10 protein-coding genes are annotated in these 13,925 nt (G+C 29.0%); 4 read left to right on the top strand and 6 right to left on the bottom strand.

Going from position 1 to position 13,925, the window contains the following annotated elements; genetic code table 11:
• Nucleotides 1-2 precede the first annotated feature (2 nt).
• The 4 genes from ACYIAM_RS05610 to msbA (ACYIAM_RS05595) all read right to left on the bottom strand — a co-directional run bounded on the left by ACYIAM_RS05610 (nt 3) and on the right by msbA (ACYIAM_RS05595) (nt 5,948).
• Entirely contained in the window at nt 3-1,211 is a 1,209-nt protein-coding gene (locus tag ACYIAM_RS05610) for a glycosyltransferase family 9 protein (protein WP_483747566.1), read from the bottom strand.
• Nucleotides 1,212-1,241: 30 nt separating this feature from the next.
• On the bottom strand, nt 1,242-2,360 hold the full coding sequence (locus ACYIAM_RS05605) for a glycosyltransferase family 9 protein (RefSeq protein WP_483747565.1): 1,119 nt from the start codon (nt 2,358-2,360) through the stop codon (nt 1,242-1,244).
• Nucleotides 2,361-2,425: 65 nt separating this feature from the next.
• Entirely contained in the window at nt 2,426-4,198 is a 1,773-nt protein-coding gene (gene msbA, locus ACYIAM_RS05600) for a lipid A ABC transporter ATP-binding protein/permease MsbA (RefSeq protein WP_483559072.1), read from the bottom strand.
• Between the two features lie 13 nt (nt 4,199-4,211).
• Nucleotides 4,212-5,948, bottom strand: a complete 1,737-nt coding sequence (gene msbA / locus ACYIAM_RS05595) for a lipid A export permease/ATP-binding protein MsbA (RefSeq protein ID WP_483747564.1) — start codon at nt 5,946-5,948, stop codon at nt 4,212-4,214.
• Nucleotides 5,949-6,158: 210 nt separating this feature from the next.
• On the opposite strand from msbA (ACYIAM_RS05595), the gene ACYIAM_RS05590 reads away from it, so the two are divergent.
• A complete protein-coding gene (locus ACYIAM_RS05590) occupies nt 6,159-7,205 on the top strand; it encodes a glycosyltransferase (RefSeq protein WP_483747563.1) in 1,047 nt (348 codons plus the stop codon).
• Here the strand turns inward: ACYIAM_RS05590 and ACYIAM_RS05585 are convergent.
• Nucleotides 7,169-8,167 (bottom strand): glycosyltransferase family 2 protein, encoded by a 999-nt coding sequence (locus tag ACYIAM_RS05585; RefSeq protein ID WP_483747562.1) that lies wholly within the window; start codon nt 8,165-8,167, stop codon nt 7,169-7,171. The genes ACYIAM_RS05590 and ACYIAM_RS05585 overlap by 37 nt on opposite strands.
• A gap of 177 nt (nt 8,168-8,344) precedes the next feature.
• On the opposite strand from ACYIAM_RS05585, the gene glf reads away from it, so the two are divergent.
• Complete coding sequence (gene glf, locus ACYIAM_RS05580; protein ID WP_483747561.1) at nt 8,345-9,442, top strand: UDP-galactopyranose mutase; 1,098 nt, start codon at nt 8,345-8,347, stop codon at nt 9,440-9,442.
• 69 nt (nt 9,443-9,511) lie between these two features.
• Here glf and ACYIAM_RS05575 read toward each other — a convergent pair whose 3' ends face one another.
• Complete coding sequence (locus tag ACYIAM_RS05575) at nt 9,512-11,251, bottom strand: glycosyltransferase (RefSeq protein ID WP_483747560.1); 1,740 nt, start codon at nt 11,249-11,251, stop codon at nt 9,512-9,514.
• A gap of 659 nt (nt 11,252-11,910) precedes the next feature.
• Here ACYIAM_RS05575 and ACYIAM_RS05570 point away from each other — a divergent pair.
• Together ACYIAM_RS05570 and ACYIAM_RS05565 are read left to right on the top strand one after the other, a co-directional pair.
• On the top strand, nt 11,911-13,350 hold the full coding sequence (locus tag ACYIAM_RS05570) for a hypothetical protein (protein WP_483747559.1): 1,440 nt from the start codon (nt 11,911-11,913) through the stop codon (nt 13,348-13,350).
• Between the two features lie 21 nt (nt 13,351-13,371).
• Complete coding sequence (locus ACYIAM_RS05565) at nt 13,372-13,539, top strand: transposase (RefSeq protein ID WP_483747558.1); 168 nt, start codon at nt 13,372-13,374, stop codon at nt 13,537-13,539.
• Nucleotides 13,540-13,925: the final 386 nt, after the last annotated feature.

Raw genomic sequence — 13,925 nt, 5'->3', positions numbered from 1 at the left:
GCTTAAATATATTTACCAATTGACTCTATTAAAGTATCTGGGTCAATCTTTTCCACACTATTAACATAAAAAACAATTTGTTTTCCATTTATATCGTTGGGTGACCAAATATGACTATTTACTTGCAAATTAAGATTCGGACTGTATTTTTTTATATACTTTTTATCTAAAAATAAATCTTGTTGTAAATATTTATAATTACTCAATTCTCGACTATAAACAGATTTCAAACTATTTGATTCAGGAGGTGGTGGTTCCATATAAATTGAAATACATTTAGTTGAGAAAGCTGAAGCAATATGTACTATTGATGTATCAACACTAATAACCAAATCTGCTTTTTTTATTAAGGGAATGACATCAGAAATTGCAGGAGATTGAAATTTAATACAGTCTGGTATAAATAATTTATCAAATTTTTCACCTTGACCAATTAATATTATTTTATATTTCTGATGACAATTTTTTAACAGATCACACAACATTTTAATCTGGAGCTCAGATAAACAACGATAGTTTGAACTACCATAAGGATTTATTACCACAAATTTATTCTGAGGTTTAATATTATTAGTAATAAATATGTCTACATTTTTTTCTTTAACAGAATCAATAAAAATTTCGTAATTAAAAGAACCGTATTTGATACTAAGGTATGTTAAATAATATTTAAGTTGATTTGTAACATGATCTGCCGGCTGATAATAAGGTAAAGAAATATTGAATGATTTTATATTGCTTTTATTGTAACTAAGCAAATGTGTACTTTTAACAAAACAACAAAAAAACAAATGTTTTAAATCTAACCGTCTGTGAAATCTTGCATCAATTGCCAAGTCAAATTTATGTTTTCTGACAGTTTTTAGCGAGTTAACTAACTCACCAAAATTTTTATCATTATACAAAAAACGCCCAGTTATATATGGGTTGTTATCTAAAATTTCTAAGCTACTTTTTCGAGAAGAGATATAAACTTCATATCCATTATCAGCCAAATACCGGATAAATGGCGTTGTAACTATCATATCACCAATACAATCATTTCTAATAACAAGTACTTTCTTTATCGTATTGGCATTAAATAAAGTTTTTTTCTTTTTTAAAAAAAGAGTAAAAATAAACAAAAATTTCATATATAAAATATATTTAATTTTTTTAGTAATAAAATTACGTTTCCAATTTAACTGTCGCAATTTTTGCTTTAAATCCATCAAAATTATTCCTATTCTTTTGATCAACTTTTATAATTTTTCTATTTCTAATTTTAATTGTTCGAGCACAATACCAATATCAAGATTGGCTATCGGATCACCAAGTCCGGTACCTAAATTATCATTAGTAAATATTTGTATTGCATTGGAATAATTAGGTCCCCACACATAATTATTAATAAACTTATTATCAATAATCCGATTATTATAAACACAAAGCATTTTTTTATTATAAATGGAAGCAATATGCACAATTGAAGTGTCAACAGAAATCACCAAATTTGAAAACTTCACTAAAGCAACACTTTCAAAAAAAGAAGATAATGGATTGATAATAATATTTTTTTTAGCTTTAATATGAGATATTTTATTAGGTTCGCCCACGACAATTGTTATACAATTATCATATTGTGATAAAAAGGATAAAGTTGTATCAATTTGAGAATTAGAAAAACTTCTAGCCTCATTTGAACCATAAGGATTAAAAATAATGATATTTTTATTCGAAGAAAGCAACGAACTTATAAAATCTTTAGCCGAAAGCTCAGCTTCTGTTGGAATATGAACAAAGTATCTTATAGGCGTGGACTGAATACCCATAAACTCAAGTATTTTCTGACTTCGCTTTGAAATATGAGATTTGTATTCGTGATAATAAATTGATGTATCATACAATTTATATTTATCTTGATTAAAACCAATTGTATGTAATGGATTGATAGCTTGAATTATTTGAGCGCGCCTTACACTATTTTGGCCTTTATCAACCAGATCAATTGCGACATCAATTCTTATACTCTGTAATTGTTCTTTTATCTGTTTTATGTTTTTATTCCTATCGTAGAATAAAACCCCATCTACAGAAATAAATTTATCAAAAAGAAAGGCTATCCTTTTTTCTACTACGACATAAACCTGAAAGCCATTTTCTCGAAGAGTATTAATTAAATAGGAAGTAACTATTGCATCGCCAATTCCTTGATCATTCATAAGAATTGCTACAGAACGATACTTTTCTGGAAAAAATGCAGACCTTACTTTTTTTTTTCGATTTAACAAAGCTAATTTAATAGCCAATTTAAACGGTTTTACCTTTAAATTTCTCTGCCTATTCAAGTATTTAATACATTCTAGTACTTTATTAATCATATGTCTTTTAATATCCTATCATGCAAAATATATTTATATCTAAATTTTAAAAACTCTTCATCATATTAATTTGTAAAATTTCCTTGATATAACTTTGCATATAATCCATTCATTGATAACAATTCTTGATGATTACCTTGCTCAATAATCTTGCCACTATCAATGACAAGTATTTTATCCGCATTTTCAATTGTTGATAACCGATGAGCAATAACTATTGATGTCCGTCCTGTTTGTAGAACATCTAAAGCTTTTTGGATTGCTTGTTCTGATTCAGTATCTAAGGCTGAAGTCGCCTCATCAAGTATTAGTATCGGCGTATCTCGTAATAAAGCTCTTGCTATTGCAATACGTTGTCGTTGACCACCAGATAATAACACACCACTTTCACCCACTATTGTATCAAATCCATTTTCAAGCTCTATAATAAAATCATATGCATACGCTTTTTTAGCGGCTTCTTCTATTTCATCTCGAGAATATTCACCTACTTTCCCGTAAGCGATATTATTTGCAACAGTATCATTAAACAAATGTACATTTTGTGAAACTAATCCAATTTGATTACGCAAACTATATAAAGTTAAATCTTGAATATTATTATTATCAATTAAAATTTCACCTTCACTTATATCATAAAAACGCGTAAGCAAACTCGCGATAGTTGTTTTTCCTGATCCCGAACGCCCAACTAACGCTACTGTTTTACATGGCTCTACCATAAAGCTAATATCTTTTAATGCTGGCTCTTGTCTATTTTCATAAGTAAAACTGACATGTTTAAATTCAATATTGCCTTTAACTCTCTCAATATTGATTTTTCCATTATCTTTTTCTATTGGCTGTTCAAAAATAGCAAACAAAGTTTGACAAGCCGCCATCCCTTTCTGAAACTCGGCATTAACACTAGTTAAACTTTTTATTGGTTGCATTAATGCAACTAAAGAAGAAAAAACGACCGTAAACTGTCCGGGACTAATACTCAAATCAGGGTTACTCGCCATTAACAAAACAAAAGCAATAGCAAACGAAATGATAAGTTGAACAATAGGCGTTGATAATGCAGAAATAGACACTAATCTCATACCATCGCGACGAAATTTGTTATTCACTTTATCAAAGTTTTTTGACTCTTCATCTTGGGCGCCAAAAAGAATAATTTCTCGATGGCCTTTTAGCATTTGTTCAACAGACATGGTGACATTACCCATTGAATTTTGCATATTTTTGGCTAATCTTCTAAATTTTATAGAAATAAAAGAGATTAACCCAATAACAATTGGCGTAATAATAATCAATGATAAAGACAACTGCCAGCTATTGCTGAACATTGTATAAAATAACCCACAAATAAAAGCTGATTCACGCACTATCGTTATCAAAGCATCAGATGATGATGAAGCGACTTGATCGGTATCATAGGTAATGCGAGACAATAATCTTCCTGTAGAATTTTGGTCATAATAACTTACTGGAGCATCAACAAAATGACTAAAAAGGCGCTGACGAATATTAAGTACGATTTTTGTAGAAATCAAAGATAAAAAGAAAGAATATCCATAATTTGCGATACCACGGAGTAATACTAGTCCGAAAATATAAAAAGGCGCCATCATCAAAAAATGCTGATCATTTTCAACAAAACCTTTATCAAGTAAAGGCTGTAACAACGCAATAAGTGAAGTATCAGCAAATGCACTAAAAACAAGCAATATGACTGAAAAAAACAGAATCAATTTGTGTTTAGCAATATAAGGCCATAACTTAGAAAAGGTCTTCCATGTAGATGAGTCTCGATCAATATCGTGATTGATTGATTGATTATTATTTTTTTTCATAATATTTATTTGGTTAAGAATTAAATTGCATTTGATACATCTTGGCATAAATACCATTTTGAAGTAATAATGAGCTATGAGAGCCATCTTCAATTATCAAGCCATCATCAATAACTAATATACGATCAGCTTTTTCAATTGTTGACAACCTATGCGCGATAACAATAGACGTTCGATTTTTTTGTAAATGCTCTATAGCTTGTTGAACAAACCGTTCAGATTCATTATCCAACGCAGAGGTAGCTTCATCAAGAATTAAAATAGGGTTATCACGTAAAAGTACTCTTGCAATAGCAATTCTTTGTCGTTGTCCACCTGATAATAAGACACCATTGTCACCAATTTCTGTATCCAAGCCATTTTCTAATTTTTCGATAAACTCCATTGCATTAGCTTGTTTAGCTGCATTAATAATATCTTCTCGAGTGTACTGTTCTTTAGCACCATAAATTATGTTATCCGCTATAGTTCCATTAAATAAATGGACTTTTTGTGAAACATAACCAATTTGCTTCCGCAATGAGGCAAGCGTATAATCTTTGATATCAATACCATCTAACAGTATTTTTCCTTTTTCTACATCATAAAACCTAGGTATCAGGCTTGCTATTGTTGATTTTCCTGCACCAGAACGCCCCACTAAAGCTACTGTTTCGCCTTTTTTAATTTTAAAGCTAATATTATTTAAAGATGGTGTTGTTCTTGTTGGATAAGTATAAGTGACCTGACAAAACTCAATTTCACCTTTTGCTCTATTCAACTCAATTATTCCGTTGTCTTCTTCAAGTGGTAAATTTAAAAGCCCAAATAATGATTCACAAGCTACAGAACCTTTTTGTAATTCAAGATGAACACTGGTTAACTCTCTTAAAGGACGCATTACTGCAACCATAGCAGAAAAAACCACAGTAAAAGAACCCGGTGTGATCTCCAATGCTTGGCTTGCAACAAGAAATAAAATTAATCCTAAAGCCAATGTAGCAACTAATTGAATTATCGGCGTTGATAACCCCGAAACAAGTACGATTTTTAAGATACTTTTCCTAAAAAGTTTATTGATTGAATAAAAATTATTTTTTTCATATTTTTGAGCATTAAAAATTAAAATTTCTTTATGCCCCTTCAACATTTCATCTGCTGCAGTTGTAATATTACCAATTCCTTGTTGCATAGAAACAAGTGTATTCCGAAACTTCTTTGCAATAAATTGAGCTATAAAAATAACTAACGGTACAACAATAATTAACACTAGAGCCAACTTCCAATTACCATAAAACATAACGACACACAAGCCGATAGCATAAGCAATCTCTCTTACTAAAATAATAAGTGCATCCGATGAGGCTTTTGATAGTAGTTGAGTATTATAAGTAATTACAGTAACAAGTTCCCCAACAGGGTTTTTATCAAGAAAACTGATAGGACTTTTGACTAAGTGATTGAAAATCATCTGTCTAAATTTAGTGACCACTTTACCTGATAACCAAGAAAGACAATAAGTAGAACAATAGTTAGATAGCCCGCGTAACGCAATTAACCCAATGATGCCAATTGAAAAAAGAATTAATAACTCATAATTTTTATCCATTAACCCATTATCTAGTAGGGGTTTTGTTAGTGAGATGAGAGTTGCATCAGTTGCAGCATTTAACAAAAGTGCGATAATTGCAACAATTAACGCTTTTTTATGTGGATAAATAAAAGGCCACAATTGCTTAATGGTATTCAATGAGCTATATTTATTAGGCATAACAAAGTAACAAAGTTAATCAGAATGAGGATTATACTATACATAATCTATTAACTTAAAATTTTATTACAATTCTTTTTCAACTAGAAAAAATTTGTTTTATCTATATAATACAAACAAGGTCAAAGCAAAGTTTTATTCTTTACTGTATAAAAGCTGAACTCAATAATGAATAATTTTATTAAAGGATGATGCAATAGGAAATAAGCAATGTATTTCAATGCAAATAATATTATAAAAAAAAGAATAAGATTTGGACTCAGTCATGACGTTAACCAATTAAATATTGCATATGGCATTGATAAAAATTTTTTTTTAGGTTGCGCTGTTTCTATTACTTCTATTTTATTAGCTAATCCTAATTTGGATTTTAGTTTCCATATATTTACAAATTACATTAACGATGATATTGAACTAAAATTAGAACAACTCACCGATAAATATAATACAAATATAACAATTTATTTAGTGGATGATAATAGTTTATCACACTTACCAACTACTAAAAATTGGACAATTGCAACCTACTTTCGATTTATAGTTGCTGATTATTTCTATGAAAAAATGGATAAAATTCTTTATCTGGATGCCGATATTATCTGTAAAGGCTCATTGCAAGAATTAGTTACATTAAAGTTTGATGATAATATTGCCTATGTAGTGACAGAAAAAGATCCAATATGGTGGAGTAAATGTGCAACCCGACTCAACGAACATAAATTATCATCAGGCTACTTCAATGCAGGTTTTTTACTAATTGATCTAAAAAAATGGAAAGAATTTAGTGTAAATAGCAAAGCGTTAGAATTGCTTTCCGATTCAAATCTATCAAAAAACTTTACACATTTAGATCAAGATGTATTGAATATTATATTACTCGAAAAGGTTAAGTACCTTGATAGAAAATATAACAAACAAGTCAGTATTAATTACGAATTAAAATATAAATCAAGCGGTAATGGCTACTCGCCTATTTTAGATGAAACAATACTAATTCATTACATTGGACCAACCAAACCGTGGCACAAATGGGCTAGAGATTATAAATGCTCGCAATATTTTCTTGAGGCAAAATCAGCATCTCCATGGGAATCAACACCTCTGTTATCAGCCATTACAGCGACACAAATGAGATATTGTGCAAAGCATAAATTACATCAAAAAAAATTTTTTTGTAGTATTTTTTATTTTTTTAAATATTTCTTATATAAAATTAATATTCAAAAAAATTTTACATTCAATCGAAAAACTCGATAATATAGGGTATAAAAAAACCAAATTACCTTATTATTTCTATTTATAATTTTAAATTTTTCCCAATCCTTTTTATTGAGTTTATCCTTTTCAAAAAACCGTGCCTTTTCATTAAAATCACTATATTTTAAATAATATTTAATGTTTTTATATTTCATTTTTTTTACACAATCAATTAGGTAGGATATTTCACGTTGAAAAATACAAGCGGAAGCTAATTTGAGTATTTCTTGTTTGTTATTTTTATTATAATTATTAACCAAATAAAGTAAAATTTGTTTACGCCCATCGATATCGGAAAGCCATTTATTTTCAGACCATGCAGAGGACATCACAGAGCCGGAGTGATGGATATAATTAAATAAATTTTCTTTTACACAATAGCAATTACAGTTATTAAGAAGTTGAACAGTAAATAACAGATCTTCGGAGATATTACGGCCAACCTCAAAATATATTTGTTTTTCTAATAAAATATTTTTACGGATTAACATACCTGAAAAATGAAAATATCCATTTCGTTGCAAATAAAAATTTAAGATACTTCCTTCCTTAAATAAACAGGGAACAGCCTTAAGTTTACCTGAAGCACTAGTTATATTATACCCACAATAAACTAAATCAGCATTTTCTTCTTTTTGCCTACATAAAATTTTTTCTAAAAATTTTGGTGAATAAGTATCATCACTATCCAAAAATGTTATAAACTCACCATTTGAGAGCTCAATACCTTTATTCCTAGCAACTGATACTCCACTATTTTTTTGATTATATAAAATCACGTTATTATGCTTTTTTCTATAATTTTCTAAAATATCAAGCGAATTATCAGTAGAACCATCATTTATTAGAATGATTTCATAATTATTATAAGATTGAGCTTCTAAAGAAGCCAACGTAGCTAATATGAATTGACTAGAATTGTAAACAGGTATAATGATTGATATCAACGGCATTTTTTTCATTTAATTACTCTGTAAAGTATCAACTAAAGATTGATCCTTGTATATAACATCTTGATTCAAAAAATACAAATAAATAATTCGTATTAAACCTATTTATTAGTTGCTTTTTCATATCAACAATATACTATAATTATAGCTTTTTATTCATATATTTAATTAAATCAATAAGAGAAAACTATGAAATATGACTATTTGATTGTTGGCAGTGGCCTATTTGGAGCTATATGTGCTTATGAGTTAAAGAAAAAAGGGTTTAAAATACTTATAATTGAAAAACGAGAGCATCTTGCAGGAAATATATTTACTGAAAATAACCAAGGAATTCAAGTTCATAAGTACGGAGCTCATATTTTTCATACTAATAATAAAACCGTATGGGATTACATTAATAGCTTTGCAGAGTTTAATCGTTTTACCAATTCACCTATAGCAAGTTACAAAAATAAACTGTACAACCTTCCATTCAATATGAATACTTTTTATCAATTATGGGGAGTAAAGACCCCAAAAGAAGCTCAAGAAAAAATTGAAGAACAAAAGAAATTATATCATATTGAGAATCCAAAAAATCTTGAAGAGCAGGCAATATCGCTAATCGGTAAAGATATTTATGAAATATTAATTAAAGGATATACAGAAAAACAATGGGGAAGAAAAGCAACTGAACTTCCTCCATTCATAATTAATAGGTTGCCTGTTCGATTTACTTTTGATAACAACTACTTCAATGATAAATATCAAGGTATTCCAGTAGGTGGATATACACAAATTATTGAAAAAATGCTTAAAGGTATTGATGTAAAATTAAATACTGATTTTTTTGAAAACAAACAAGATAATCTTGAACTAGCAAATAAAATTATTTATACCGGTCCAATCGATAAATTTTATGATTATCAATATGGTGCTTTAGAATATAGATCTTTACGTTTTGAAAACGAAACAATTAACAAAGCAAATTATCAAGGAAATGCTGTAGTCAATTATACTGAGTACGAGATCCCTTATACGCGTATCATTGAACACAAGCACTTTGACTATGTAGAAACAGATCATACAATTATAACTAAAGAATACCCTTGTGATTGGAAAATTGGCGATGAGGCATATTATCCAATCAATGATCATAAAAATGCCACATTATTTAGGAAATATAAAGATCTTGCAGATAAAGAAAAACACATTTATTTTGGTGGTAGATTAGCTGAATATAAATATTATGACATGCATCATGTAATCGAAAAAGCTTTGGATTTTGTTAAAACATTGTATTAAATTAAAAATACACCAGCCATTCTAAATGGCAGGTGTATTTTTAATAATGAATTTAATTAGAAAATACATTTATATTTTCAATATTTTAACCCAAAAATCTCTAGATGTAAGTTTTCCGAAGTTATTTTTATACTTCGCTAAATTAGCTTTATAATTCCATTTCATTCTAAAAATATCAATATAAAGACACAATAATAATTTAAAGAATTTAACACGTGAAACTTTCACGATAAAACCTGTTTTATTACTTGGCTTATAATAAAGGATATTTTTAAATCTAAAAATATGATCATAATTAGCACAGAAGCCAAACTCCTGATATGCCACTTTATTTCTCATTGGAAATAATAAACCATTAAATGACATTTTTTTGATAAACTTTTTCTTAGGTTTATAAATATAAACAGGTTTTAATAACCCTATATCAATATCCGTGAATTTTTCTATTTTTATAAGTTCACTAAATGATTTCCTTACATCACTTAAATCATAATTTTTAAACCAAAAATCTATATCTCCCCAGATTTGGCTAAAAGCTAATCTTATAGCTGCTACAGTTTCATATTTATGTGAATAGAGTGCGGATAAATACAATCGTTTATAAGTTTTTACTATCTTTCTAACAGAACGTTGTAAATAAAGAGAGTTAACAATATTATTTCTAGTATCTAAATAAATAGTCAGTGGTGAGGTTTTTGTTGAAAAACTTTCTCCATAGCAAGCAATACCTATTGGTGCAATGCAATTAAACTCATTAGAAAGACTAAAAAAAATATCATCCCCTCTCACAAAAAAAGGAAATGTGTAATTTTTGATATGGGCTATAGGAAAAGCAAAAAACCACCATGCGCCATAAGTTATTTTAGGTTGCTCAGCCAGCTCTGAGGCAAGTAAGCTCGCCCTAACAGTCATATTATAATTATGACTGTTAGGGCGACCATATGTATCAAAAGAAGCGCCTTTTTCAATCAAAAAATCAGGCCTATCATCAATAAATAATGATCCACAAATAGCAGTATTACTTTTTATGGCATACGATAAAATCCAATAAGTTCTTATTATACTTTCTGTTTCACAAGAAGCATCGTCATCCATAAACAAAACATGCGTCGCATTGGTATTAGATTCATAATGAAGCAAACCTCGCATAAAGCCACCAGAACCACCAGTATTCTCATTAGCAATAACATTTACACCATTCGCTTCTTCTTTAGTAATATTCTTAGAATTATCAACAACAGTAAAAAGTATTTTATCTGCATATTCCGGGTTATCTAATATCCTTTCTTTAACTCTCTTAATTGCAGGCAAAACATAGTTTTTACGATTAAAATGCGTAATAGTTATTCCAAGTACTACGTTTCTTTTTGGTTGTTCTCGCGTATACCATCCACCACCTTTAATAACAACTCTATCTTCAATAGGAGAAATGGTAACGTAAAGTAGACCATTATGTTCTAACTTCGATAAATCATATTCTAAAATAGATTGTAAACATTCCGTTAACTCTACCGTTTGATTAGCTAACTCATAATCAGTATTGGTAGTTGCAATAAACAACTTAATAACAGCTTTACCTTTCCCTTTTGCGCAAAATTCAATGCTATTTAAACCACACTGTTCTTTCCATACTGGCATTGATAAAGCATTATAATAAGAGTCAAAAGATACAACTCCTCCAGAAAAAATTATTAGTTCATCACTAGAATAACTAATTAAATATGAGTTCAAATATTTGGTTGGATTGGAACCAAAACTTTTATTTGGGATAAGAATATTTTGAATACATGTTAAATTATTTGGAATCATACGATAGTAATTAATAAATTAGTTATAATTTAACCATTCTATCAAAATTACATTTTTTTACAAAAAAATAATTTCAGACTGTTGTTAAAAAACTCTTTTTAGCAAGTTATTTAATCTAACAGATTATAGAAGAATATTTAATCAGCATAAGTCTTCTCGTATACTTAGAACATCAGCACCGGCAACACCCAAAAAATATAGCAAATCTCGCATGAATCACTGGTTCCTGCCAATCATCTTTACCGAAAAAATGAAAGCGATTAATTTTCAATTCATTCGGGAAGCAGTCTTCCCATTTTAATATGTAGATAATGATTGTACAGTATAAAAGCCAATCAGATTGTTTAACATCATATTATTGTGTTATTTTTTGGTATTCCTAGTAAGCGCTGAATGGTACAGAAATTCTTACTAATAAAGCAATGTTCAAATTCAGTGTTGATGAGCAGCCACCAAACAAACAACGATGATAAAGCTATTTTTATTACGAATTTGGATCTATTAAAACAAAAAATTATTTTTAACAAAAATCAAATTATCAAATTAATAATATCATATTTCTTAGATATTTTGACTATTATATCATTAATTAACAAATTACTTTAAAATGAAACTAAATGAGTAACCTACAAAATACAAATAAGGGATAATATATAATCATGTTATTTAAAAAAGTCTTATTTTTAGATGATATAGCTCGCACTGAATTTTGGCCTGCAAAAGAATTTTTTTATGATATGCTCAGAACTATTATTGAACAATCTAGTGGCATAAAAGTCGGATTAAGCCTAAGAAAATATATAGAAAAAGATCCTAACCTAACAAATTTATTGTCTCAAATATCTTGGACTCATAACTATGAAAATTTAAGTCAAAATTACATAGAAATTATTGAACCTTTAATCTCAGAAGATATGTTAATCATCGGTTACGAAATGACGCCATCGTTGATCAAGTTCTTGTCTCAAAAAAAAGTCCCATGGATAGACTTTAGAATATCTCCTATTAGATTTTTACCTGATTTAGCCATAGCGATTCGCTCTTCTCTTAAAATTATTAATAAAAAATTATTCACTAACTCTTTATCTAAAGATGAAGTAAAACTAGAAGCAACAAAAATCGCAGCATCATATAGACACAATGAAAACTATAAAATATCTTCTTTACGATATAAAAATACAGTTTTTGTTATAGGTCAAACACCTAGCGATGCAAGTATCATTTATAATAACAAATATCTAACACTACAAGATTTCGAACAACAAATTCGTTCGATAGCAAATGAAAAAGATATAGTTTACATTCCTCATCCTTCATCAAATGAACTCCATATCATAAACGACGTATCCTTTCTAAAAACTATAAACAAAAATGTATTAATTAGCTCTATCCCTTTATACAATCTATTTTGTGAACAACAAGAATATTCTTTTATTGGTATTTCTTCCGGCGCATTGCAAGAAGCAATATTTTTTGAAAAAGAATCTACTATTCTTTTTCAACCTATATGTGATGTTTTATATAGAAATGATAAATACAAAAAAAACGCTTTCTGGCAAATCGGATTTATGGATTTTTTATCTGTTGATTTTTGGAGAATGGTATTAATTAGAAAAAATTATAAAAGAGTAACCTCGATTGAAAAGTTTCAACGTAATGAATTACGAAAGTTACATAATGTTTGGTGGGGTTACTCAACTATAGATTTAAGAAACAGTAATATATTGCATGAATCTACTTTAAATACCGAGTTGAAAATTAAACAAATGCTACATTTTTGCTTACAAGAGCCTTCAAAAGACTCCTGCAACAATTATAATTTTATCGGGGGTGAATACTGTTGGAATGATCGCATCGTAAACTTTTCCATTGACGGAAAAATATACTGCAATAATATTGAAGAAGGACAATGGTACTTAGGTAGCCCATTTGAAAAGAGCATTATAATCATTTGGAAAAATGGTTTTTGGATTGATAAAGCGACAACTTCAGATAATTGGAATCATCTAAACTGTTCCAATAATTTAGGGCATAATTTTATTATAAAAAAATCTTTTCCTGATCCTCACCAAAAAAGTGGACAAACATCGCCTCTATGATATAAACAAAAATCAAATATCATGGTCAAAAAATTTAGCTTCGAATTCAAACAACAATCAGTCTATTATGCGTTGTCTCATGTTCACCTTTCTATCAGCGAACTTGCCAACCACCTAGGTGTGGATAAATCAACCCTAGATAAGTGGATTAGGCAACTTGCCCGAATAAAACTAGCCGTCGAGAGTTAACGGCTGAGCTACAGCGGATTATAGCGTTAGAAAAAGAAATTAAAAAATTGAAAATGGCCAATGACATACTAAAAAAGGCTCATGTGTACCTCATCAACAATCCCATTCGGTGAAGTACGCATATATGAAAAATCATTTAATGTAACTCCCCAACCATTAAAATTCTTACAATATCACCAAAATTAGGTTTTCCCAGATGGCAATGAAGCAACTTTAATGCAACTAGCGTCAGTAAAATTGAAAAGATATAAACTGGAAATGTAACTATCCCCTAAAATAGTACAGCAAAAAAGTAGAAAATTCTCTATGATAAAAGTAAAGGGGATTTAATTATGAAAAAAATGACTGAACATCAAATCGTCGCTATTTTAAAAGAAGCTGAAGCG

This window comes from Gilliamella sp. X-60 (assembly GCF_057063585.1).
The sequence above is the reverse complement of the archived record's forward strand: the minus strand, read 5'-3'. Positions and strand labels throughout refer to the sequence as shown.

Excerpts from the sequence above, each read along its gene's own strand:
- ACYIAM_RS05565 (WP_483747558.1), top strand. The coding sequence starts at position 13,372 with ATGGTCAAAAAATTTAGCTTCGAATTCAAACAACAATCAGTCTATTAT.
- ACYIAM_RS05605 (WP_483747565.1), bottom strand. The coding sequence starts at position 2,360 with ATGATTAATAAAGTACTAGAATGTATTAAATACTTGAATAGGCAGAGA.
- ACYIAM_RS05570 (WP_483747559.1), top strand. The coding sequence starts at position 11,911 with ATGTTATTTAAAAAAGTCTTATTTTTAGATGATATAGCTCGCACTGAA.
- msbA (WP_483559072.1), bottom strand. The coding sequence starts at position 4,198 with ATGAAAAAAAATAATAATCAATCAATCAATCACGATATTGATCGAGAC.
- msbA (WP_483747564.1), bottom strand. The coding sequence starts at position 5,948 with ATGCCTAATAAATATAGCTCATTGAATACCATTAAGCAATTGTGGCCT.
- glf (WP_483747561.1), top strand. The coding sequence starts at position 8,345 with ATGAAATATGACTATTTGATTGTTGGCAGTGGCCTATTTGGAGCTATA.
- ACYIAM_RS05610 (WP_483747566.1), bottom strand. The coding sequence starts at position 1,211 with ATGGATTTAAAGCAAAAATTGCGACAGTTAAATTGGAAACGTAATTTT.
- ACYIAM_RS05585 (WP_483747562.1), bottom strand. The coding sequence starts at position 8,167 with ATGAAAAAAATGCCGTTGATATCAATCATTATACCTGTTTACAATTCT.
- ACYIAM_RS05590 (WP_483747563.1), top strand. The coding sequence starts at position 6,159 with ATGTATTTCAATGCAAATAATATTATAAAAAAAAGAATAAGATTTGGA.
- ACYIAM_RS05575 (WP_483747560.1), bottom strand. The coding sequence starts at position 11,251 with ATGATTCCAAATAATTTAACATGTATTCAAAATATTCTTATCCCAAAT.